Here is a 20,949-nt window from a genome sequence, read left to right as displayed (position 1 = left end):
GCGCCGTCGGAGGCTTGTCACCGTAAAATCGCCCATTATGCCAGGATAGCTGACGTATTAATTCGTCAAATCAGGTAAATTGTGTAAGAACAACTCTCAACAAGCCTTATTGATGCCGAAGTGGGCCTACTTGCTAAGCAGCCAGACCAGTGCGGCCGAGCCGGCAGCTACCCGGTACCAGGCAAAAGGCACGAACCCGTGCTTGGTGACGATGCCGACGAACCACTTCACGACCAGCAGCGCGACGATGAACGACACCGCAGCGCCGATCGCGATCGCACCAAGCCCCACACCGCCGCCGCTCGCGATCGCATCGCGGTTCTTCAGCAGTTCGAGCGCGCTTGCCCCTAACATCGTCGGGATGGCAAGAAAGAAGCTGAACTCGGCCGCAGTGCGCCGCTCGACGCCCAGCGCCAACGCACCGAGAATCGTCGCACCAGAGCGGCTGACGCCGGGGACCATCGCGAGGCACTGAAGGAAACCGATACCAATTACCGTCTTCAGCGGGATGTCCGCCACGCCGCTGATGTCGCTGCGCGGCGCGAACCGCTCGACCGCGAGGATCGCGAAGCCGCCGACGATCAGCGCGATCGCGACGACCTCCGCGTTCCCGAGCAGCGCCTCGATATGCTTGTGCAACGCGAGACCGATCACCGCCGCCGGGATAAACGCGACCACCAGGTTGCGCAGGAACAGCCAGGATTTCGGCTCACGCTTCAACAGCCCCATGCCGACTGCCCAGAACGTCCGCCAGTACAGCACCACGATCGCCAGGATCGCGCCGAGCTGGATGACGACGTTGAACACCTCCCAGCGCCCCGCGTCATAGCCGAGCAACCGCGTCGCGAGGATCAGATGCCCGGTCGAGGAGACGGGCAGGAATTCGGTGATCCCCTCGACGATGCCGAGGAGGATGACGGTGAGAAGTTCGGTCAAGCGGGAGCTCCGGCGCGGTAGGTCAGGGCAGTCTCAAGGGTAGGTAGCACGCGCAGGATCAGGCGACATGAACTTCCGCATGCGTCTCGGCGCGACGGCCGAACCGTCCAGCCTTGCGAAAGCGTACCAGCCAGCCCGGCGCGACCGTCGACAGCGGCGTCGCCTCGATCCCGAACGCCGCGAGGCCATCGGTGCCGGTGACGATATTGTCGCTTTGCAGCATCGTCCACTGGTCCCTGGTGATTGGCGCACCCGGCAGGAAGCCGCCCTTGGCGATCAGCGCCCCGGCAAAGTCCGGCAACTCGACGATCGAAGGGTTGCGACCGATCGTCTTGGCGATCCAGCGGATGAGATTGCTCATCGTGATGATGTCGGGCCCGCCGAGCTCGAAGGTCTTGCCGCCGAACGTCTCGGGATCGGAGGCCGCTGCGACCACGGCGTCCGCCACGTTGCCGACGAACACGGGTTGGAACTTGGCGCCTGCGCGCAGCACCGGAACCACCGGCGCCTTGGCGATCATGCCGGCAAAGCGGTTCACGAACTGGTCTTCCTGGCCAAACACGATCGAGGGCCGCAGGATCGTCGCGTTGGGGAACGCCTCGAGTACGGCCGCCTCGCCCTGCCCCTTCGACTTGCCGTACGCCGACGCAGACTCCGGATCCGCGCCGATCGCCGAGACGTGCACCAGCGCGCCGACGCCGGCCTTAGCCGCCGCCTGCGCGACGGTCTGCGCGCCCAGCGCCTGGACGCGCTGGAAATCGCCCGCCAGCACGCCGACCAGGTTCACCACGACATCCGAGCCATGCACCGCATGCGCGATCGTCTCGGGCTTGGTGACGTCGGCACCGACGAACTGCGTCTGGCCGAGTCCGCCGAGCGGCTTTAGGAAGAACGCCTGCCGCGGATCGCGCTGTGCGATGCGGACGCGAGCGCCCGTCGCCAGCAGCGCCTGTGCGACATAGCGGCCGACGAAACCGCCGCCCCCGATCAGCGTCACCAGTTTGTCGTTCATCGCGCGTCCGTCCACTTTGTTTTGCCTGCCAATCACGAATAACCCCTTGCCCCAGCAAGAGGCGTGTTGACAAGCATCGCGACCCTCCCCTAGAGGCGCCCTCCTACCCCGTGCCCGGATGGCGGAATTGGTAGACGCACCAGCTTCAGGTGCTGGCGATCGCAAGGTCGTGGAGGTTCGAGTCCTCTTCCGGGCACCACACTATAAGCATCGCGCCTTATAGACGATCAAGCTGCGCACCACTGTGTGCCGCGCTTGACTTGTAGGACAATGTTGCTCAGATGTTCTCACCGCAAAGACAGCGGGGGATGGTATGGTCCAGGCATCAGGCAGTAGCGAGCGGAACGCGTTCTCGCGGTGGTTGCGGACGGGCAAGGTGCCATCGGCGCTGGGTCCTGACGGTCTCGAACTCAAATATAATCCATGGCATGATTTGGCGGACGGCCAGTTTACCTTCGCAGGCGCGGGACGCCATGATGGATCGAGCAACGGCGATACGACTTACGCCGGGAACGGTCGCACGTCCTCCCATGTCGGTCGCGCTCCAAGAATCGGGTCGCGGACTGCGGCGCACCCGAAAGCCAAAGTGCCGGAGGCGAGACCGCTAGCGGGAGTTGGCTAGAGATCATTAGAGCACGGGTCGGTCGGAATACCGCCCGCGCGCGCTCCGGTAACGCCGCCAAGTAGTCAGTCGAGCCCTGTTGCCGAATTCGTCGGTGGAGTCGGTCAGGGGCTTTACGATGTCAGCGCGGGAACGGTGACTGGCGTGCGTGCTGCGCTGACGACAAATCCGGTCACCACCGTTCGCAACGCCGGCCGCGGGATAGCGGGCTTGATCGACACTGCGATCGCTGCCGAAGATACGCCAGCTCGTGTCCAGCTTACGCGCGCGGCAGCCGCGGTCGACAACGCCTCGGCCCGCGAGATCGGTCGCGCCACGGGATCAGTCGCTGGAAACATTGCGCTGGCGGTCGCACCTGGGGCGGTGCTCTCCAAGGTTTCGGCGATGCGCAGCCTGCGCATGGCGAGGCCCCGCACGATCTACGATCCGCCACAGATTGGCTGGGTGAAGGAGACTGTCACGTCCGACAAACCTTGGAAAACGTATAACGATACTGCGGTTGGCTCGCGCCCCGGTCAAGCGCCGACGTTGATACGAACGATGCCGGACAGCTCAAAGCGACCCGTAAAGTTCGACGGAATCCAGGGCGATTACGTGATCGACCGGAAATGGAAAATAGTCACCGCACCACGTGCACGGTCCCAGATTTTGCGACAATCGGAAGTCTTGGCACAACATCGCCTTATTGGAGTATGGGAAGTTCCTACTCCTGTGCAGAAGATTAAGGCACTTAAGCTCCTAAAGAGGATGAACGTCACCAACATCAAGGTAAGGGTCGTCAAACCATGATAGTTACCCAGATCGCACACATCATTGCGGACTATGTCGTTTTTCTTGAGCTGACCGAGGAAGAGGAGCTAAACCTGGATACGGCCGTCACGATGATGGAAGCGCTAGCGGACCAGCTCGAAAATTTAGATAAAGATTTTTTACGCGAACTGATCGACGCCTTCGCCGCAATTGCCGAGGAATATAGCGGCGAGGCGCAGCGGGTGGTGCGGGATATAGCGCACAACTTTTATCTCGAAGAGGCGCTCGCAGCCGACGATCCGGTGAGACTGGTTCAGTTGGAAGCGCTGCGCGACGCAAGGGAATGAACGCGAGGATATCAGCGCCCCAAGCCTGTAAAAGTAACGACGTCGAACAGTCGATACCGCCTTATCGGTGACGCTGGCTTAGAGCGTTTCAACCAATCTTAGCGCCTAGCTTTGGCGTCAGTGGAAAAATTCTTAGCGCCAAGGCGGCGTGGAGCATGGCGACTGCGTCTTGCATCGTGACCGGCGGATTCATGTCCCGAGGCGAATTCGGGCAAGCGGCTTCCGTGTCGCCTTACTCGACCGAGTGCAAAACGGCGCTTACCCGACCGAGCAGCCGGTCGACGCATGCAGGGATCATCAAGCGCCAAGGTGCTCGTTGAACTCGTCGTTTGTTTTGGAATGGCCTCGACCGCTCAGGCGGGAAGCGCTGGATGCCCCGTGAGGATTCGAACCTCAATAGGCGGTATCAGAAACCGCAGTCTTACCATTAGACGACGGGGCATCAGCGAGGGCGGGCTCTACGGGGGGCCGCCGAAGCTGTCAACGCCAAGATGATGCCGTTCCGCCACTTCGCTTGCGTAATCGCGCCGCCGCGCTACATTCGTCTCCAAGCACCGAGCGGGTATTTTCCCGCGGCGGCAGACATAGATAGCGAGTTTTACGGCGATGGGGGATGTTTCCGCCCGAATGCCGTTCCGGCAGGATGGTCCTGCCCGTCCGGCGGCGACCCGGCCCTCTCGTGGGCGGTGGGCCGATGCGCAGGCGTTTGCCGCGCTGGATCTCGGCACTAACAATTGCAGATTGCTGATCGCGCGGCCGCAGGCTGGCGGGTTTGCGGTGATCGATGCGTTCTCGCGAATCGTCCGGCTTGGCGAGGGCCTGGCCTCGACCGGCAAGCTGAGCGACGCGGCGATCGAGCGGACGATCGCGGCCTTGCGCGTGTGTTCGGACAAGCTTCAGCGGCGCAACGTCACGTTGGCGCGATCGGTCGCGACGGAGGCATGTCGGCAGGCGTCGAACGGGCCTGCGTTCATCGCGCGCGCGCTCGCCGAGACGGGCATCCATCTCGACATCATTTCCGCCGAGGAAGAGGCGCGGCTGGCGGTGCTCGGCTGCCATGCGCTGATCGAGCCGGGGGAGGATCCCGCGCTCGTGTTCGATATCGGCGGCGGCTCGACCGAGCTCGTGCTGGTCGATACCTCGACGCCGATCCCGACCGTGCTCGACTGGCATTCGGCGCCGTGGGGCGTGGTGTCGCTGACCGAGCATGCCGGTGGCGGTGAGGGCGAAGGCGGCCGTCGTGCCGCGTATGCGAAGATGCGTCAGGTCGTTGCGGACAGTTTCGCGGGGTTTGCAGCCCGCCTACCCCGGCATATCGAGCGGCCGCGTTTGCTCGGCACCAGTGGCACGGTGACGACGCTCGGCAGCGTGCATCTCGGGCTCAGCCATTACGACCGCTCGGTTGTCGATGGGCTGATCGTGCCCGCCTCGGCGATGCGCAAGATCAGCGCCGACCTTTCCCATATGTCGATCACGGAGCGCGCCAAGCTGCCGTGCATCGGCAACGAGCGCGCCGACCTGGTGGTCGCGGGCTGTGCCATTCTGGAGACGATCATGGATTTGTGGCCCGCCGAACGGCTCGGCATCGCCGACCGCGGCATTCGCGAGGGTATCCTGCGCGGACTGATGGGTTCGCCCAAGCCCGGCAAAGCCACGGGAGCGGTGGCATGAGCCGCGGTGGTTCCGGCGGTCATGTCCGCGTGCTTACCGCGCGGAAGCGGACCGCGCAGTCGACGCGCTGGCTCGAGCGGCAGCTGAACGATCCGTATGTGAAGCGCGCGAAGGCGGACGGCTATCGCAGCCGGGCGGCCTACAAGCTGATCGAGCTCGACGAGCGGTTCGAGCTGATCCGCGGGTCGAAGCGCGTCGTCGATCTCGGCCTCGCGCCGGGTGGCTGGGCGCAGGTGATCCGCCGGCGAATACCCAAGGCGACGGTCGTCGGCATCGACCTGCTACCGGTCGATCCGATCGAGGGCGTGACGATCTTCGAGATGGATTTTCTTGACGATGCCGCGCCTGGCAAGTTGATCGAGGCCTTGGGTGGCGCGCCGGACCTGGTGTTGTCGGACATGGCGGCGAATACGGTCGGGCATCCGCAGACCGATGCGTTGCGGACGATGGCGCTGGTCGAGACCGCGCTGCACTTTGCCTGCGAAGTGCTGGAGCCGGGTGGGACGTTCGTGTCGAAGGTGTTCGCAGGTGGTGCAGACTCCGAGCTGGTTGCGGAGATGAAGCGGAACTTCAAGACGGTGAAGCATGCCAAGCCGCCGGCTAGCCGTAAGGGGTCGGTGGAGTGGTTCGTGGTGGCGCAGGGGTTTAAGGGTCGGTCAGCGGATTAGCGTGGCTAATCCGCGTCGCGGACCGACCCCGGCCAGCGTTGCGCAGCAACGACTGACGACGCGGCTTTGCCGTGGCGCCCTGTCTTAAGGTGGTACTCAGCGCGACGTTAGTACGCTTGTTTCCCCGCGAAGGCGGGGATCCAGACTGGGCTCCCGCCTTCGCGGGAGAACAAGGAGAGGGCGTGGGTCGGCGATCTGCCTGAAGCACGTGCCCTCACCCTTCCCACGGCAAGTGCCGCGGGCCCCTTCCCTCTCCCTTAGGGAGAGGGAATATAGAAAAAGCCCGCGGACCTCTTGGGTCTGCGGGCTTTTCTATTTCACGCTGCGGCAAAGCCGCGTCGTCGGCCGGGCTATGCCCGCCGGCCGGGGTTTCGGCCAAGCCGCGGATTAGCTTTCGCTAATCCTGCTGCCTCAACCCTCGTAATCCGCCCCGAGATTCTGGTTCCGTGGCGGCGCAGCAGCGGTAAGCCGCAGCGCTTCGGCCGAAGCAGCCAGGCTGCCGACGGCATCGACCTCGTCGTCATCGTCGACGCGAACCTTCTGCAGGCCCTGGATGACCTGTTCCTTGAGATGCGCCGGCTTGACGTTCTCGTCGGCGATCTCGCGCAGCGCGACGACCGGGTTCTTGTCGCGGTCGCGGTCGAGCGTCAGTTCGGCGCCCCCCGAGATCTGGCGCGCACGCTGGGCCGCGAACAACACCAGGTCGAACCGGTTGGGGATCTTGTCGACACAATCCTCGACGGTAACGCGCGCCATGCGGCTTCCTTCGTAACAACGATAGAATGAGAATGCGTCGCCTACGGGGGATGGCCTGCAAAGTCAAGAAATGCGCCTTGGCTTGCCTCCGATGCCCGCCATGTCCATCAGGCTGCCCATGGAAGATCCAGCAGACCAGCCGACTTTCAGCGTCGACGGCAACCAGATGACGCTGCTCGATACCGGCCCCCGCCGCCTCGACGCGGTGCTCGCGCTGATCGACGGCGCCGAGCGAACCCTGCGCATCCTCTATTACATCTACGCCGACGACGAGTCCGGAAAGCGCGTCAACGCCGCGCTCATCGCCGCCGCCAAGCGCGGGGTCGAGGTCGCGCTGATCGTCGACGGGTTCGGTAGCGACGATGCGCCACACGCCTTCTTCGAGCCGCTCGAAGCCGCCAACGTGTCGGTATGCCGGTTCTCCGCACGGTTCGGCCGCCGCTATCTGCTCCGCAACCACCAAAAGCTCGCGCTTGCCGACGAAACGCGGATCATCATCGGCGGCTTCAACATCGAGGACGATTATTTCGGCACCGCCGCGGAACAGGCTTGGCGCGATTTGGGCTTGCTCGTCGAGGGTCCGGCGGCGGGGCGGCTGGCCGGCTATTTCGATGCGCTGAAGGATTGGATCCATGAGCCCAAGGGCAAGCTGCGTCATCTGAACGCTGCGCTATCTCATTGGAGCGAGACAAAGGGCGCAACTCGGTGGCTGATCGGTGGACCGACGCGGAAGCTGTCGCCCTGGGCTCGCGCGGTGCGCGACGACATGCGACGCGGGCGGCGGATCGACATCATCGCCGGGTATTTCACGCCTAGTCCCGCACTGCTGCGTCGGCTCGATAAGGCCGGGCGGCGGCAGGCCGAGGTCCGGGTCGTCACCGCGAGCAAATCCGACAATAACGCGACGATCGCCGCCGCACGCTTCACCTATGCGGGACTATTGCGCAAGGGCGTGCGGCTGTTCGAATACCAGCCGACCAAGCTGCACACGAAGCTCTACGTGATCGACGACGCCGTCCATATCGGCTCGGCGAACTTCGACATGCGCAGCCTGTTCATCAACCTTGAACTCATGCTGCGGATCGAGGATGTGGCGTTCGCTGCGCATGTCCGCGGGTATATCGATGGTGAAGTGGCAAGGTCGGTCGAGGTGACCAAAGAATTATACCAGGCGAACACCGGTTGGATGCAGCGTATCAAACAGCTCGGGGCGTATTTCGTCGTGGCGGTTGTGGACCCGAGCCTGTCGCGTGGGCTGAACTTCGGGATCGACGAATAGGGGGTCGGGGGCCGAGGGGCATCTACTCTACTCTCTCCCGTCATCCTGACGAAAGTCAGGACCCAGGGTCGAGAATGCCATCCTGATTGGCTCTGGGTCCTGACTTCCGTCAGGATGACGGAGAGGATTTGAACGAGGTTTCCGTTTACCTGACTCGGAGTAACACCAGCGTCGACGGCAAAGCCGCGGTCCGACGGGTTCGGCTATCTTAGCCGACCCGCCGGCCAGGTCTGAAGCTACGCTTTGCGCATCGGTGCGGACGCTGCCGCGCCTGCGTCAGTCCTTCCACGCCCAGTACAACTGCGCCGGCGGGACATTCCACCACTCCATGTCATGGTCGATCGACTCGAAATGCGGCGTCAGGAAGTCCTTCACCTTGGGCGAGAACTGATAGACCAGAAACGCACCGCCGGTCCGCAACACCGAATGCGTCGCGGTCGCGATCGCGGGGCCGACGCCGGGGGGCAGCGTCGAGAATGGCAGACCCGACAACACGTAGTCCGCCTTTTCGACGCCGTGGTCGGCGACGATCGTCTCGACCTCGTCGGCCGACCCCAGCACCGCGAAGAAGCGTGGGTCGGTGATCGTGTGGCGCAGATACTGGATGAATTCGGGGTTCGTATCGATCACCACCAGCTTGGCGTCGGACGCCATCCGGTCGAGGATCGGGCGGCAGAACGTGCCGACGCCCGGGCCATATTCGACGAACAGCTTGCAGTTCGCCCAGTCCACCGGACCGAGCATCTTGCGGATCAGCTTGTCCGACGATGGCACGATCGACCCGACCATCACCGGGTGTTTCAGGAACCCTGAAAAGAACATCTGCCACGGGGACGGCACGCCGGCTGGTCGGCTGCGTGCACGCCGGGTGGCGGTGGTCGAACTGGGCATCGCGTTCCTTACGGTCAGGGGTCCCGCACGCTGGCGAGGCTTTGGCCCTCCCGTCGCACGAATTCCGAACGCGTTTCAAGGGCCGCAGGTTGCATCGGGCGACGAACCGAAGCGGAAGTCGTGCTGCGCCAAGTGGTTCTCGCAACTTTGCCAAGCGTACGGCATCGCTTAAGCACGGATCATGAACGACGATCGGGCAGGACAGATTGCGGTTATTTTCGTGTCGATCCGTAACGACGCGGACGCCGCCGGCTATGGCGAGGCCGCCGTGGCCATGGACGCGCTAGCCGCAACTCAGCCTGGCTATCGCGGCGTCGACAGCGCGCGCGAGGCGGGCGGCATGGGTATCACGGTCAGCTATTCGGCGGACGACGCCGCGGCGATCGCGTGGCGCCACCATCCCGAGCACACTGCGATTCGCGAGCGCGGGCGAGCGCTCTGGTACGACAGCTATTCGGTCAAAGTCGCGCGGATCGAGCGCGCCTATCAGTGGACACGAGCATGACCGGTGCATCGACGGACGGCCCGAAGATCGACCGCCGCTTCGCGCTGATGTTCCTCGTGATGCTGACGATCGCCGCGGGGAATACAGCACTGCAATCGGTCCTGCCGGCACTCGGGCGTTCGCTCGGGGTGGCCGACAGCGCGGTCGCGGCGGCGTTCTCGGTGTCGGCGTTGCTGTGGGTGATCGCCGCGCCGTTCTGGGCGAACCGGTCGGAAAAGCACGGCCGGCGCGCGATGATCCTGCTCGGCGTCGGCGGGTTCAGCGTGTCGCTGACCTTGTGCGGCGTGTTCCTGCTCGCCGGGATCAACGCCTGGATCGGCGGCACGACCGCGTTCCTGTGCTTCATCGGCGGCCGGCTCATCTACGGCACGTTCGGCGCGGCCGCACCGCCGGCCGTACAGGCACTCGTCGCCGGCGAGACAACGCGGGAAGAGCGGACAAAGGCGCTGACATTGCTCGCCTCGGCGTTCGGGCTCGGCACGATATTGGGGCCGGCGATCGCGCCGTACCTGATCCTCGGCTCGATCGGCGGAGTCGAGATCGGGCTGGCGGGCCCCGCGTTCCTCTTCGCCGTGTTCGGCGTGGCGGTGTGGATCACGGTGCGGCAGATGCTGCCCGACGACAAGATCGTCGCCCCGCACGAGACGCACGGCGCGAGTTCGGCCTACCCCTCGATCGGCGGTGCGCCGACCGGCGCCTCGGTCGCCGCCGCGACAGGATCGCATGTCGAACATGTCGGCTACACCGATCCCCGGATCCGGGCCTGGATGATCGCCGGGCTGGTGATGGGCCACGCGCAGGCGATGACGGGCCAGGCGATCGGCTTCCTCGTGATCGACCGCCTCCACTTGGCGCCCGCACTCGCACTGGAGCCGACCGGCATAGTCCTGATGATGGGCGCAGGCGCCGCACTGCTTGCGCAATGGGGCATCATCCCGCGCTTGAACATGACCCCGCGGCAACTCGTGCTGACCGGCCTGGTGCTGGCGGCGGCCGGCACCGCGCTGACCGGGATCGCGACGTCGCTTTACACGATCGCGACTGCCTACGCGCTGGCAAGCCTTGGCTTCGGCTTCACGCGACCGGGGTTCACGGCGGGCTCTTCGCTGGCGGTCGGTGCAAGCGCACAAGGCTCGGTCGCGGGGAAAGTGACGTCGATCAACGGCGCGAGCTTCGTGCTGGGGCCATCGATAGGCGTCGGACTGTACGAAGCGCAGCACTCGCTGCCCTATCTGGTCGCGGGCGCGGCCTGCGTGGTGATGATCGGCTATGCTTGGGTTTCGCTGCGTGATGCGAACGACGTTTAGGCTTGATCAGGCCGATTACGCATCGGACCTGCCATGACATGCCACCGCGTCGAGCAAAATCCCTTCCAGCCGACGGACGATCCGCACGAATGCGGTCTCGTCACCCAACGCGCGCGCCAGGACGATCGCGCCCTGGATCCCGGCAACCGTGTCTTCCGCGAGGCGCACGGCCAGCGATGATGGAAGAGCGCTCGCTTCGAGGCAGCGCGCCAAGGCCGATATCCAGCGGGAAAAATACCCGCTGATCCGGACCGCAAAAACGTCGCCCGAGGCGCCCAGACCGAGCCAGCCGACGAGGCAGACCCTGCCCCCGGACTGGAAATACGTCGTTACGTCCTCGATCATGGCGGTGATCGCCGAGGCCGGATCGCTTGCCTGCTCCAGCGGCACGAAGATCATCGTAGCGAACCAATCGTCTATCTCGGTGAGGACGGCGTCCATCATCTCCGCCTTCCCGCCGGGAAAGAAGTTGTAGAGGCTGCCCTTGCCGAGTCCTGTCGCCTTCGAGAGCGTCGCCAGGCTGGCCCCCTCGAAGCCGTGTTCACGAAACGCCTCGGCCAGTGCCGGCAAGGCGTCGGCACGATCGGTCAGGACGCGCTTCGCGGTCAGAGGCCGAGATCGCTCAGCGAGGGATGGTCATCGGGGCGACGGCCGAGCGGCCAATGGAACTTGCGGTCGCCGTCCGCGATCGCGCAGTCGTTGATCGAGGCGATGCGGCGCGCCATCAGGCCGGCGTCGTCGAACTCCCAATTCTCGTTGCCATAGGATCGGAACCAGTCGCCGGCGTCGTTGCGCCATTCATAGGCGAACCGCACCGCGATCCTGTTGCCGTCATGCGCCCAGACTTCCTTGATAAGGCGATAGTCGAGTTCCGCTGCCCATTTGCGCGTCAGGAAGACGACGATCGCGTCGCGGCCGGTCAGGAACTCAGCGCGGTTCCGCCAGATGCTGTCGGGCGTGTAAGCAAGCGACACCTTGTCTGGATCGCAACTGTTCCACGCGTCCTCCGCCATGCGCGCCTTGTGCGCGGCGGTCTCGTACGTGAACGGAGGCAGTGGCGGTCGGGACATGGCGGCACCTATCGATCAACTTGTACCGAATGGTACAACATGGCCATGCCGCGTGCAACAATGATCCCGGTGGCAAGCTCGATACGCCTATCTCCCCACCCGGCGGGAACCGGGTGGGGAGCGAGGATCAGTCTTCCGCCTTGCTGGGGAACGCGAAGCCCAGGGGCTGAATGGCCGTCGCGTCCTGCTTCAGGCGGGCGGCCATCTGTTCGTACTCGCGTTCCGTCTCTGGCGTCACGCTGGCGCGCGACTCCTTCAGCGCGCCATCAAAATCGGCCATCGTGACTTCGGTCGAATCGATCGACCTCCGCAACGCCACCAGGCCAGCGCGGCGGACAACGTCCTCCAAATCCGCGCCGGTGAAACGGTCGGTGCGGTCCGCGAGGCGATCGAGATCGACGTCCGACGCCAGCGGCATCTTCTCGGTCTGGATGCCGAGGATGCGGCGACGGCCGGCCTTGTCGGGGACACCGACATAGACGAGTTCGTCGAACCGACCGGGACGCAGCAATGCCGGATCGATCAGGTTGGGCCGGTTGGTCGCGCCGATCACGACGACCGATTGTAGCTCCTCAAGCCCGTCCATCTCCGCGAGAATCGTGTTGACGACACGCTCGGTCACCTGCGGCTCGCCAGCACCGCTGCCCCGTGCGGGCACCAGTGAATCGAGCTCATCGATGAAGATCACGCACGGCGCGACCTGGCGTGCGCGCTGGAACAGGCGGGCGATCTGCTGTTCGCTTTCGCCGTACCATTTGCTCAGCAGGTCGGACGATTTGGTGGCGATGAAGTTCGCCTCCGCCTCGCGCGCGACCGCCTTTGCGAGCAACGTCTTGCCGGTGCCGGGGGGGCCGTAGAGCAGGAAGCCCTTGGCCGGGCGGATACCGAGACGGCGGAACGCGTCTGGGTTCTTGAGCGGGAGCTCGACGCCCTCCTTCAGCCGCATCTGCGCGTCGTCGAGACCGCCGACATCGGCCCACCGCACGGTCGGCGCCTGCACCATCACTTCGCGCATGGCCGAGGGCTGGACGCGCTTGAGCGCCCCCAGAAAATCCTCGCGCGTGACCGACAATTCGTCGAGCACCTCGGGCGGGATCGTCCGCTCCTCGAGGTTGAGCTTCGGCATGATCCGGCGGACCGCCTCGATCGCCGCCTCGCGGGTCAGCGCGGCGAGATCGGCACCCACGAAGCCGTAGGTGGTGCGCGACAGCTCGTCGAGGTCGACGCGGTCGCCGAGCGGCATGCCGCGCGTGTGGATGCCGAGGATCTCGCGACGGCCGCGCTCGTCCGGCACGCCGACGACGATCTCGCGATCGAACCTGCCCGGACGACGGAGTGCTTCGTCGATCGCCTCGGGACGGTTGGTGGCGGCGATCACGACGAGGTTCGCACGTGATTCGATGCCGTCCATCAGCGTCAGCAACTGCGCGACGAGACGCTTTTCCGCCTCGCCCGACACCTGGCCACGCTTCGGCGCGATCGAATCGATCTCGTCGATGAAGACGATCGAAGGCGCTGCCTTCGCGGCTTCCTCGAACACTTCGCGTAGGCGCGACTCGGACTCGCCGTACGCCGAACCCATGATTTCCGGACCGTTGATCAGGAAGAACTGTGCGTCGGATTCATTCGCGACAGCGCGCGCGAGGCGGGTCTTGCCGGTACCGGGAGGGCCATGAAGCAAGACGCCCTTGGGTGGATCGACACCCAAACGCTGGAAGAGTTCGGGATAGCGGAGCGGCAGTTCGACCATCTCGCGCAACTGGTCGATCGTCTGCGCCATGCCGCCGATATCGTCGTAGGTGACGTCGGCGCGGCGAGCGGCCTGCGGCTCTTCATACTCGGAGCGGAGTTCGATCTCGGTATTCTCGTCGATGTGTACCACGCCCTTGGGGCTGGCGGCGATCACCGCGAGGCGGATCTCCCGCAACGCGTAGGCCGGCGCGTTCATGAACTGCTGGACGCCCGGCGGCATGTTGCCGACGCGCTGATGCCCCGCGGTCGCGACGATATCGCCCTGGCAGATCGGCCTGCCGAGGAACGTGCGCTTGAGCGCGTTGGTCGAACCCTGGAGGCGAAGGTTCTGCTGCGCCGGCGCGAAGACGACGCGGGTCGCCGGTTTCGATTCGGCCTTGCGCACCTCGACGTAATCGCCCGAGCCGACGCCGGCATTGGCGCGCTGGAGGCCATCGAGGCGGAGAATGTCGAGACCCTCGTCCTCCGGATACGGACCGACGGCGCGCGCTGGTGTGTTCTGCTTACCGAGAATCTCGATGACGTCGCCTTCGCCGATGCCGAGCGTCGCCATCAGCGCGCGCGGCAGGTGCGCCAGGCCGCGGCCACTGTCTTCGGGACGCGCGTTGGCGACCTGAATTTTGCGCGTGGGGATTTCGCTATCGGCCATGTCGACTCCATTCGATCTCGTAGCGTCCGAGATAGGGGGCCGGTTCCAGCCTTGTCAGGGGTTGAAAACACAAAAAAAGGGCCGGCCAATGAAGGCCAGCCCATGAAAGTTTTTAGGAGAGGATGCCTGAAAGGCGAGGTCTTTTTGCGTCGAGACGGTTCGTGTTGCAAGTGCGAAGGGATCAGCTACGATTGCGCTAACTGCAATCGCTTGCATGAATGCGTCCAGCGGTCATTGTCACACTCGTCGAGTCGAAAGAGGAATCATGCGCAGGCTGCCGCCATTGGGCGCTATCGAGGCGTTCGTGCAGGTCGCTCGGCTGGGGTCGATCAAGGCCGCCGCCGAGGATCTGGCACTGTCCGCACCTGCGCTCAGCCGGCGTGTGCAAAGCCTTGAGCGGTTCATCGCCAAGCCGCTGTTCGCGCGGCGGCATCAGGCGATGGTGCTGAATGCGGATGGCGAACGGCTGCTCGCGCAGATCGCACCGGTGCTCGACTCGCTGTCGGACGCGGTCGAATCGCTGACCAGCACGACCGAAGTGTTGCGGCTGCGTCTCGGAATCCTGCCGCTCTATGCGTCGCAGAAGCTGTTCCCTCGGTTGGGCGAGCTACGGACGTCGCATCCCGAACTGCATCTCGATATCGATACCGCGGCGCATCTGGTGTCGCGGCTCGGCGATGGGCTCGACGCGGTAATCGCGCTGTCGCGCGAGATCGACCCGGCGTTCTACGCGCGGCGACTCGATCGGAACTCGGTCTATGTGATTGGCGCGCGGAGCCTGCTGGAGCGCGCGGACCCGGTCACGCGACCCGAACAGCTGTCGACGCTGACGGCGCTGGTCCACCGCGACATGACGGATACGTTTACGGCATGGCGGACGGCGGCGGGGCTCGACGATATCGAGCCGCTGGCGATCGATCATTTCGATTCGGGGGCGCTGATGCTGGAGGCTGCCGCGCAAGGGCTCGGCGTCGCGTTCATGCATGCGAGCCACTTCGAGGATGCAAACGATCCGCGACTGGTGCGGCTGTTCGATATCGAGGTGGAGAGCCCGTACAGCTACTGGTTCGTCTGCCGCCCGCGGGCGTTGCAGACCAAGCCGGTCAAGCTGTTCCATGACTGGCTAATACGGACGGTGGCGGAGGTCTAACCGCTACTCCCCTCCCGCTTGCGGGAGGGGTCGGGGGGAGGGGCGTGCCTCACTGACCGGACGCCGGTACGTACGTCGCGCCCTCCCCTAGCCCCTCCCGCCAGCGGGAGGGGAATTCGGCTTACGCCGCGCGTGCCTTGACGATCTTACCCGGCGTCTTCGGCGGCTCGCCCTTCGGGAGCGCGTCGATCAGGTCCATGCCGTCGGTGACTTCGCCCCAGACGGTGTACTGCTTGTCGAGGAAGCGTGCGTCGTCGAACACGATGAAGAACTGCGAGTTCGCCGTGTCGGGCTGGTTGGTGCGCGCCATCGAGCAGACGCCGCGGACGTGCGGCTCGGCCGAGAATTCCGCCTTGAGGTTGGGCTTGCTCGACCCGCCGGTGCCGTCGCCGCGACCGCCGTCGCCGCCCTGCGCCATGAAGCCCGGGATCACACGGTGGAAGGGGACGCCGTCGTAGAAGCCTTCGTTCGCCAGCTCGACGATCCGCTCGACGTGCTTGGGCGCCAGATCGGGACGCAGCTTGATCGTGACGTCGCCGCCGTCGAGGGTCAGCGTGAGCGTTTCGGGGGTGTCAGCCATTCATGTTCTCCTGAATTGATGCGCGGCAGATAGGGAGCCGCACTCCGACTGGCAAATGCGCGCCGGCCGCGTTAGGGCCCAACCGCGCATCTTTTAAGGGAGGCAGCCATGAGCGAACTCGAGCTTCCCGACGTCGAAACCGACACCCAGCCCGAAAACCAGCTCGACCGCGACGACCATCTGCGTCCCGAATTTGTGCGGGCCGTGCTCGATGCGGTCGAGGACGGCGACGACGAGGCGGCGCGTACGCTGGTCGAGCCGTTGCATCCGGCCGACATCGCCGATCTGTTCGAGCTGACCCCGCAACAGGATCGCGCGGCGCTGGCGCGTGCGGTCACCGATCTGCTCGACGGCGACGTGTTCGCCGAGATGAACGATTACGTCCGCGAGGACCTGATCGATGCGCTCGAGCCGCACCAGGTCGCCGATCTCGCCTCCGAACTCGATACCGACGATGCCGTCGCGATCATCGAGGACATGGACGAGGACGAGCAGCGCGCGGTGCTGCGCGCGCTCGATCCCGATGATCGCGCGGCGATCGAGGAGGCACTGAGCTACGCCGAGGAGTCCGCCGGCCGACTGATGCAGCGCGAGCTGATCGCTGTCCCCGAGCACTGGACCGTCGGCGACGCGATCGATTATCTGCGCGGCCATGAGGAGCTGACGACCGATTTCTGGGAAATCTTCGTCGTCGATCCGGCGCACAAGCCGATCGGCACGTGCCAGCTGTCATGGATGCTGCGCACGCCGCGCGGGATCGCGATCGCCGACGTGATGAAGCGCGAGCAGACGCTGATCCCGGTCGACATGGACCAGGAGGAGGTCGCGCTGCGCTTCCAGAAATACGCGCTCATCTCGGCGGCAGTCGTGGATCATGGCGGCCGACTGGTCGGGATGATCACGGTCGATGATATCGTTCACATCATTTCGGAAGAAGCGGGCGAGGATACGCTGCGTCTCGCGGGTGCAGGCGACGGCGACATCAACGAGCCGATCCGGCTGACGGTGCGGACGCGGTTCACGTGGCTGGTGGTCAATCTCGGCACCGCGATGGTCGCGTCGTCGGTCGTGGGGCTGTTCCAGGGGACGATCGCGAGCTTCGCGCTGCTCGCGGTGCTGATGCCGATCGTGTCGGGAATGGGCGGCAATGCCGGCACGCAGACGCTCGCCGTGGTGGTCCGCGCACTGGCGACCAACCAGCTGACGAGTTCGAACACCGCGCGGATGATCGGCCGCGAGTTCCGCATCGCGGCGGCGAATGGCGTCATGCTGGGCGCGCTGATCGGACTCGGGACGTATCTGATCTTCCACAACCAGAATCTGTCGATCGTGATCGCGGCGGCGATGCTGACCAACAACATCGTCGCGGGCTTAAGCGGCGTGCTGGTGCCGGTGACGCTCGACAAGTTCCGGATCGACCCTGCGGTATCGTCGGCGGTGTTCGTTACGACGATGACCGACACGATGGGGTTCTTCTCGTTCCTCGGGCTTGCGTCTTTGTGGGGTCTGCACGGTTGATCGTCCGGTATTAACGCCCATTTCCAACGCTATGCCGCTCCACCTCACCAAAGTCGCGTTCGGCGCGGAAAGCGTCGACCACCTCGCCGAGCGGCTCCGACTGCGCGGCGAGGAAGGGCCGGTGTTTCTCACCACGCGCTACCTGCCCAAGCGGCATGAGGAGGTCGCTGGTCAGGGTTCGATGTTCTGGATCCTGAAGCACCAGCTGATCGCCCGCTCGCCGATCCTCGGGTTCGGTGAGGCGGAGGAGGGGCGCGTCGCGATCCACATCGATCCCAAGCTGGTGCTGGTGCAGGCGCAGCCAAAGCGCGCGCATCAGGGGTGGCGGTATCTGGAAGGGGCGGATGCGCCGCTCGACCTGGGTGGCGATGCGACCGGGCTGGACGTGATGCCGCCGGCATTGATGACGAAACTGGCGGAGCTGGCGCTCATTTAAGGGGTGGAGGCCAGATCTCGTCGAGGTTCATCCCACCCGACGATAAACTCCACCGTCATCCCCGCGCAGGCGGGGATCCATATTCTCAAAGGATAGCGATCTCAGTGTGAGGTCAGCCAGTATGCGTTCCCGCCTCCGCAGGAATGACGATTCATGTTCGGAAGGTATGAGGGCCGATACGGATAGAGTGACTGGCTCGATCCAGATGCGGATGTCGCCCGGGAGAGGTCGCTGTGGATAGGGCAGCAGCACACCATCCCCTTCTACGGAGCAGAGACTCCCGCCGCCGGCTTCCCACACACCACCGGCCCACCGGCCGCTGCATCGACGCGGCATTTCGCGTTGCCGGTGATCGTGACCGTTCCCAGCCCGCTGTTCGTCACCTGCGCCGTGTAGCGCGCCGCCGCCTTCGTCTCGCCGACGCCGTCGAGGTGGACGGTCAGGTCGTTAACCGCCAGCCCCGATGCGTCGATCGCGCCCGGCCCGCTCGTCACGAGGCGCGCGCGCGCCGCGCGGCCGGCGAGCGTCATTTGACCGGTGCCGATCAGCGTCGCGTTCAGCTGATCGGTATCGGCCGCCGCGAGGGCCAAGCTCCCGTTACCGCTGACCGTCACGTCGACGCGCATGCCGCGCATCTTCGCAATCGTCAGCCGCCCGCCGGCCGCGACGCTGGCCGAGGTCAGCTCGGGTGTCGAGAGCGTCACGACGGTCGGCCCCGCCCCGCCACTCCGCGGCTGCTCTCCCCAGCCGTCGGTCCCCTTGCGTACCGACAATGTGGTGCCGTCCACGCGCACCGTCACGTCGTCGGCTCCGCGCGGGCCGGTGATGGTCGCGCGTGGCGAGCCGATCGTGACGCGGACCTCGAACGGCCCCTCGACCCGCACCCGATCGAAGCTGCCGACCGAGACCGTCCGGCTCGTCGCGGAAGACTGGGCGAATGCCGGCGAGGACAGGAGCAGCGACGCGGCGAGCACATATCTCATGCCCGCGAAAGTCGCCGGTTATGTGCCCTCGCGCAAGTCCGGCGGCGGCTTACCGCCCGCAGCGGACACGCCCCGAGCCCATCTTCGAGATCGTACAGCGGGATTTCGGCCCGAGATCGACGTCACCCGAGCCCAACATGGCGACCTTGGCAGCGCCGTTCACCACCGCGCGCACGCTTCCCGAACCGGCGATCTCGACCGTCGCCGATTGCGCCTCAAACCGGGTGCCGTCGACATCGCCCGAGCCTGCGATGTCCACCTTAAGATCGCGCGCCGTACCACTCGCGCGCGCCGTGCCCGATCCGCCGATCGAGAATTTCGCCACGTCGACCTTGATCGCGGCGATATCGAGATTGCCCGATCCGGCGATTCCGCCTTCGAACCCGCCGCCCTCGACACGGTCCACGGCCATGTTGCCCGATCCCGAAACGCTCGCGTCGGTGAGCCGTGGCAGGGTGACGTACACCTTCACCTTCGCGCCCTTGCTCCAGCCCAAGCTTGCGCCGTTCTTGCGCCCGATGTTGAGCGTATCGCCGTCGCGCTCGATGCGCAGGCGATCGAGTTGTTCGCTCGGTCCCTCGGCGCGAACCGAAAAGCCGTTACCGACGCGGACGTCGACGTCGTCCGAGCCCCGAAGGTCGATGCCGTTGAAACCGGCAACCTGGAAGGTCCGGGTGGTCCCCGAACCAGCCGCCGCAGCCCCTGAGCCCTCATTGTCGCCGTTCCAGCTGAACGAGCAGGCCGCGAGAGGAATGATCAGTCCGAGCGCAAGAAAGTTCATCGCATCCTCCTGTGTGTTATTCGAACAATACACTCAACGCAGGACAGCGCAATGGGCAACTTGTCTGGCGCGGGCTCGCTGCACCGCCATTCACCTTGAGGAAGGAAGCAGCAGAACGAAAAAGGGCGGCCCCGCAGGACCGCCCTTTCGTCTCGTCAAAGAACCAAGCGTTATGCCGGCACCTTGTCCTTGTTGTAGATCGCGGCCGCGGCGCGGAGGATGTCGAGGATCTTCTCCTGCGCCTTGGGCTCGTCGAGCTCTTCCATCGCGGCCAGTTCACGAGCAAGACGGCTGGTCGCGCCTTCGAAGATCTGGCGCTCGGAATAGCTCTGCTCGGGCTGGTCGTCGGCACGGAACAGATCGCGGACCACTTCGGCGATCGACACGAGGTCGCCCGAGTTGATCTTCGCCTCATATTCCTGCGCGCGGCGCGACCACATGGTGCGCTTGACCTTGGGCTTGCCCTTGAGCGTGTCCATCGCCTCGCGCATCGTCTTGTCCGACGACAGCTTGCGCATGCCGACGCTTTCGGCCTTGTTGGTCGGCACGCGGAGCGTCATGCGCTCCTTCTCGAACCGGAGGACGTAGAGTTCCAGTGTCGTGCCGGCGATTTCCGAGCGCTGGAGCTCGATCACACGGCCGACCCCGTGCTTGGGATAAACGACGAAATCACCGACATCGAAGGACAGTGCCTTGGCAGCCATTTGGGGCCTTTCCGGATCAGGCCTCGCCGCGACGCCTCGACGAAGGACTCGTCGTTGCTGCATCGGGGGAGGGATAGGTCTGTACGTCAAGCGGATGACGTGAATCATCGCGCCCGTCGCGGACCCATCTAGCAGCTTTGCAACAAAATTACCAGCCGAACGTGGCAGGCGGCTTGCCCTTTTCGGAGTTCGCCGCCTCTTATCAGTCGCCTGCGCCGGGTTCGGGCGAGAAATACTTGTCGAACTTGCCCTCGACGCCCTTCATCGCGTCGGCGTCCGGCGGCGTCTGGTTGTCGTTGCGCGTGACGTTGGGCCATTGCGCCGAGAAGGTCGTGTTCAGCTCGAGCCACTGCTCCAGCCCGCTTTCCGTGTCGGGCAGGATCGCTTCGGCGGGGCATTCGGGCTCGCACACGCCGCAATCGATGCACTCGCTGGGATTGATCACCAGCATGTTCTCGCCTTCGTAGAAGCAGTCGACCGGGCACACTTCCACGCAGTCCATGTACTTGCAGCGGATGCAGGCATCGGTGACGACGTAGGTCATTGCAGAACTCCTGGGCCGGATTCCTTTCCGGCGACGAA

The 20,949-nt window shown here is 64.9% G+C and carries 22 protein-coding genes and 2 tRNA genes; 11 read left to right on the top strand and 13 right to left on the bottom strand.

Going from position 1 to position 20,949, the window contains the following annotated elements:
- Window positions 1–126: 126 nt before the first annotated feature.
- Both ASE69_RS14480 and ASE69_RS14475 read right to left on the bottom strand, forming a co-directional pair.
- On the bottom strand, window positions 127–936 hold the full coding sequence (locus tag ASE69_RS14480) for an undecaprenyl-diphosphate phosphatase (protein WP_056487979.1): 810 nt from the start codon (window positions 934–936) through the stop codon (window positions 127–129).
- A gap of 58 nt (window positions 937–994) precedes the next feature.
- Window positions 995–1,948: a complex I NDUFA9 subunit family protein gene (locus ASE69_RS14475; RefSeq protein ID WP_056487977.1), complete on the bottom strand. Its 954-nt coding sequence runs from the start codon at window positions 1,946–1,948 to the stop codon at window positions 995–997.
- Between the two features lie 112 nt (window positions 1,949–2,060).
- On the opposite strand from ASE69_RS14475, the gene ASE69_RS14470 reads away from it, so the two are divergent.
- The 3 genes from ASE69_RS14470 (at window position 2,061) to ASE69_RS14455 (ending at window position 3,667) form a co-directional block, all read left to right on the top strand.
- A tRNA-Leu gene (locus tag ASE69_RS14470) sits at window positions 2,061–2,147 on the top strand.
- A 633-nt stretch (window positions 2,148–2,780) separates the two neighbouring features.
- Complete coding sequence (locus ASE69_RS14460; protein WP_156362341.1) at window positions 2,781–3,359, top strand: hypothetical protein; 579 nt, start codon at window positions 2,781–2,783, stop codon at window positions 3,357–3,359.
- On the top strand, window positions 3,356–3,667 hold the full coding sequence (locus ASE69_RS14455) for a hypothetical protein (RefSeq protein WP_056487967.1): 312 nt from the start codon (window positions 3,356–3,358) through the stop codon (window positions 3,665–3,667). The genes ASE69_RS14460 and ASE69_RS14455 overlap by 4 nt, the downstream gene beginning before the upstream one ends.
- A gap of 368 nt (window positions 3,668–4,035) precedes the next feature.
- Here the strand turns inward: ASE69_RS14455 and ASE69_RS14450 are convergent.
- Window positions 4,036–4,109: transfer RNA gene (locus ASE69_RS14450), tRNA-Gln, on the bottom strand.
- Between the two features lie 185 nt (window positions 4,110–4,294).
- Here ASE69_RS14450 and ASE69_RS14445 point away from each other — a divergent pair.
- On the top strand, window positions 4,295–5,338 hold the full coding sequence (locus tag ASE69_RS14445; protein ID WP_056487964.1) for a Ppx/GppA phosphatase family protein: 1,044 nt from the start codon (window positions 4,295–4,297) through the stop codon (window positions 5,336–5,338).
- The gene (locus ASE69_RS14440) at window positions 5,335–6,006 is read left to right on the top strand and encodes an RlmE family RNA methyltransferase (protein WP_056487962.1); all 672 of its coding nucleotides are present in this window, start codon (window positions 5,335–5,337) and stop codon (window positions 6,004–6,006) included. Before ASE69_RS14445 ends, ASE69_RS14440 begins: the two co-directional genes overlap by 4 nt.
- A gap of 411 nt (window positions 6,007–6,417) precedes the next feature.
- Here the strand turns inward: ASE69_RS14440 and rpoZ are convergent, their stop codons facing one another.
- Window positions 6,418–6,762 (bottom strand): DNA-directed RNA polymerase subunit omega, encoded by a 345-nt coding sequence (gene rpoZ, locus ASE69_RS14435; protein WP_055882033.1) that lies wholly within the window; start codon window positions 6,760–6,762, stop codon window positions 6,418–6,420.
- A 118-nt stretch (window positions 6,763–6,880) separates the two neighbouring features.
- Here rpoZ and ASE69_RS14430 point away from each other — a divergent pair, with 118 nt between their 5' ends.
- Window positions 6,881–8,041: a phospholipase D-like domain-containing protein gene (locus ASE69_RS14430; RefSeq protein ID WP_056487959.1), complete on the top strand. Its 1,161-nt coding sequence runs from the start codon at window positions 6,881–6,883 to the stop codon at window positions 8,039–8,041.
- 276 nt (window positions 8,042–8,317) lie between these two features.
- Here the strand turns inward: ASE69_RS14430 and ASE69_RS14425 are convergent, their stop codons facing one another.
- Window positions 8,318–8,932 (bottom strand): class I SAM-dependent methyltransferase, encoded by a 615-nt coding sequence (locus tag ASE69_RS14425; RefSeq protein WP_056487956.1) that lies wholly within the window; start codon window positions 8,930–8,932, stop codon window positions 8,318–8,320.
- 181 nt (window positions 8,933–9,113) lie between these two features.
- Here ASE69_RS14425 and ASE69_RS14420 point away from each other — a divergent pair, with 181 nt between their 5' ends.
- Window positions 9,114–9,437, top strand: coding sequence for an antibiotic biosynthesis monooxygenase family protein (locus tag ASE69_RS14420; protein WP_056487953.1), 324 nt, complete (start codon window positions 9,114–9,116; stop codon window positions 9,435–9,437).
- Window positions 9,434–10,744, top strand: coding sequence for an MFS transporter (locus ASE69_RS14415; RefSeq protein WP_056487950.1), 1,311 nt, complete (start codon window positions 9,434–9,436; stop codon window positions 10,742–10,744). Before ASE69_RS14420 ends, ASE69_RS14415 begins: the two co-directional genes overlap by 4 nt.
- Window positions 10,745–10,759: 15 nt before the next feature.
- On the opposite strand, the gene ASE69_RS14410 is transcribed toward ASE69_RS14415, so the two are convergent.
- From ASE69_RS14410 to ASE69_RS14400, 3 genes are all read right to left on the bottom strand, one after another.
- Window positions 10,760–11,314, bottom strand: a complete 555-nt coding sequence (locus ASE69_RS14410) for a TetR/AcrR family transcriptional regulator (protein WP_235518799.1) — start codon at window positions 11,312–11,314, stop codon at window positions 10,760–10,762.
- 35 nt (window positions 11,315–11,349) lie between these two features.
- The gene (locus ASE69_RS14405) at window positions 11,350–11,814 is read right to left on the bottom strand and encodes a DUF1348 family protein (protein ID WP_056487944.1); all 465 of its coding nucleotides are present in this window, start codon (window positions 11,812–11,814) and stop codon (window positions 11,350–11,352) included.
- Between the two features lie 127 nt (window positions 11,815–11,941).
- Window positions 11,942–14,215: a CDC48 family AAA ATPase gene (locus ASE69_RS14400; RefSeq protein WP_056487941.1), complete on the bottom strand. Its 2,274-nt coding sequence runs from the start codon at window positions 14,213–14,215 to the stop codon at window positions 11,942–11,944.
- A gap of 265 nt (window positions 14,216–14,480) precedes the next feature.
- Between ASE69_RS14400 and ASE69_RS14395 the strand changes: the two genes are divergently transcribed.
- Complete coding sequence (locus tag ASE69_RS14395; RefSeq protein ID WP_056487937.1) at window positions 14,481–15,365, top strand: LysR substrate-binding domain-containing protein; 885 nt, start codon at window positions 14,481–14,483, stop codon at window positions 15,363–15,365.
- Between the two features lie 121 nt (window positions 15,366–15,486).
- Here ASE69_RS14395 and ASE69_RS14390 read toward each other — a convergent pair whose 3' ends face one another.
- A complete protein-coding gene (locus ASE69_RS14390; RefSeq protein WP_056487934.1) occupies window positions 15,487–15,945 on the bottom strand; it encodes a peptidylprolyl isomerase in 459 nt (152 codons plus the stop codon).
- A gap of 108 nt (window positions 15,946–16,053) precedes the next feature.
- On the opposite strand from ASE69_RS14390, the gene mgtE reads away from it, so the two are divergent.
- Both mgtE and ASE69_RS14380 read left to right on the top strand, forming a co-directional pair.
- The gene (mgtE, locus tag ASE69_RS14385) at window positions 16,054–17,463 is read left to right on the top strand and encodes a magnesium transporter (RefSeq protein ID WP_056487931.1); all 1,410 of its coding nucleotides are present in this window, start codon (window positions 16,054–16,056) and stop codon (window positions 17,461–17,463) included.
- A gap of 31 nt (window positions 17,464–17,494) precedes the next feature.
- The gene (locus ASE69_RS14380; protein ID WP_056487928.1) at window positions 17,495–17,899 is read left to right on the top strand and encodes a DUF1489 family protein; all 405 of its coding nucleotides are present in this window, start codon (window positions 17,495–17,497) and stop codon (window positions 17,897–17,899) included.
- Between the two features lie 263 nt (window positions 17,900–18,162).
- Here the strand turns inward: ASE69_RS14380 and ASE69_RS14375 are convergent, their stop codons facing one another.
- The 4 genes from ASE69_RS14375 to fdxA all read right to left on the bottom strand — a co-directional run bounded on the left by ASE69_RS14375 (window position 18,163) and on the right by fdxA (window position 20,911).
- On the bottom strand, window positions 18,163–18,882 hold the full coding sequence (locus ASE69_RS14375; RefSeq protein ID WP_056487926.1) for a GIN domain-containing protein: 720 nt from the start codon (window positions 18,880–18,882) through the stop codon (window positions 18,163–18,165).
- A 49-nt stretch (window positions 18,883–18,931) separates the two neighbouring features.
- Window positions 18,932–19,663, bottom strand: a complete 732-nt coding sequence (locus ASE69_RS14370) for a head GIN domain-containing protein (RefSeq protein WP_056487923.1) — start codon at window positions 19,661–19,663, stop codon at window positions 18,932–18,934.
- 170 nt (window positions 19,664–19,833) lie between these two features.
- A complete protein-coding gene (locus ASE69_RS14365) occupies window positions 19,834–20,367 on the bottom strand; it encodes a CarD family transcriptional regulator (RefSeq protein ID WP_056487921.1) in 534 nt (177 codons plus the stop codon).
- 202 nt (window positions 20,368–20,569) lie between these two features.
- Entirely contained in the window at window positions 20,570–20,911 is a 342-nt protein-coding gene (fdxA, locus tag ASE69_RS14360) for a ferredoxin FdxA (protein ID WP_031393648.1), read from the bottom strand.
- Between the last annotated feature and the right edge of the window lie 38 nt (window positions 20,912–20,949).

The organism is Sphingomonas sp. Leaf208, from assembly GCF_001421415.1.
GTDB lineage: Bacteria > Pseudomonadota > Alphaproteobacteria > Sphingomonadales > Sphingomonadaceae > Sphingomonas.
Note: the sequence above shows the minus strand (reverse complement) of the source record. Positions and strands in the feature narration are given on the sequence as shown.

What these genes read in the sequence shown, in the direction of transcription:
- ASE69_RS14475 (WP_056487977.1), bottom strand. Translation starts at nt 1,948, where the DNA reads ATGAACGACAAACTGGTGACGCTGATCGGGGGCGGCGGTTTCGTCGGC.
- ASE69_RS14455 (WP_056487967.1), top strand. Translation starts at nt 3,356, where the DNA reads ATGATAGTTACCCAGATCGCACACATCATTGCGGACTATGTCGTTTTT.
- ASE69_RS14445 (WP_056487964.1), top strand. Translation starts at nt 4,295, where the DNA reads ATGCCGTTCCGGCAGGATGGTCCTGCCCGTCCGGCGGCGACCCGGCCC.
- ASE69_RS14440 (WP_056487962.1), top strand. Translation starts at nt 5,335, where the DNA reads ATGAGCCGCGGTGGTTCCGGCGGTCATGTCCGCGTGCTTACCGCGCGG.
- rpoZ (WP_055882033.1), bottom strand. Translation starts at nt 6,762, where the DNA reads ATGGCGCGCGTTACCGTCGAGGATTGTGTCGACAAGATCCCCAACCGG.
- ASE69_RS14430 (WP_056487959.1), top strand. Translation starts at nt 6,881, where the DNA reads ATGGAAGATCCAGCAGACCAGCCGACTTTCAGCGTCGACGGCAACCAG.
- ASE69_RS14425 (WP_056487956.1), bottom strand. Translation starts at nt 8,932, where the DNA reads ATGCCCAGTTCGACCACCGCCACCCGGCGTGCACGCAGCCGACCAGCC.
- ASE69_RS14420 (WP_056487953.1), top strand. Translation starts at nt 9,114, where the DNA reads ATGAACGACGATCGGGCAGGACAGATTGCGGTTATTTTCGTGTCGATC.
- ASE69_RS14415 (WP_056487950.1), top strand. Translation starts at nt 9,434, where the DNA reads ATGACCGGTGCATCGACGGACGGCCCGAAGATCGACCGCCGCTTCGCG.
- ASE69_RS14405 (WP_056487944.1), bottom strand. Translation starts at nt 11,814, where the DNA reads ATGTCCCGACCGCCACTGCCTCCGTTCACGTACGAGACCGCCGCGCAC.
- ASE69_RS14400 (WP_056487941.1), bottom strand. Translation starts at nt 14,215, where the DNA reads ATGGCCGATAGCGAAATCCCCACGCGCAAAATTCAGGTCGCCAACGCG.
- ASE69_RS14395 (WP_056487937.1), top strand. Translation starts at nt 14,481, where the DNA reads ATGCGCAGGCTGCCGCCATTGGGCGCTATCGAGGCGTTCGTGCAGGTC.
- ASE69_RS14390 (WP_056487934.1), bottom strand. Translation starts at nt 15,945, where the DNA reads ATGGCTGACACCCCCGAAACGCTCACGCTGACCCTCGACGGCGGCGAC.
- mgtE (WP_056487931.1), top strand. Translation starts at nt 16,054, where the DNA reads ATGAGCGAACTCGAGCTTCCCGACGTCGAAACCGACACCCAGCCCGAA.
- ASE69_RS14380 (WP_056487928.1), top strand. Translation starts at nt 17,495, where the DNA reads ATGCCGCTCCACCTCACCAAAGTCGCGTTCGGCGCGGAAAGCGTCGAC.
- ASE69_RS14375 (WP_056487926.1), bottom strand. Translation starts at nt 18,882, where the DNA reads ATGAGATATGTGCTCGCCGCGTCGCTGCTCCTGTCCTCGCCGGCATTC.
- ASE69_RS14370 (WP_056487923.1), bottom strand. Translation starts at nt 19,663, where the DNA reads ATGAACTTTCTTGCGCTCGGACTGATCATTCCTCTCGCGGCCTGCTCG.
- ASE69_RS14365 (WP_056487921.1), bottom strand. Translation starts at nt 20,367, where the DNA reads ATGGCTGCCAAGGCACTGTCCTTCGATGTCGGTGATTTCGTCGTTTAT.
- fdxA (WP_031393648.1), bottom strand. Translation starts at nt 20,911, where the DNA reads ATGACCTACGTCGTCACCGATGCCTGCATCCGCTGCAAGTACATGGAC.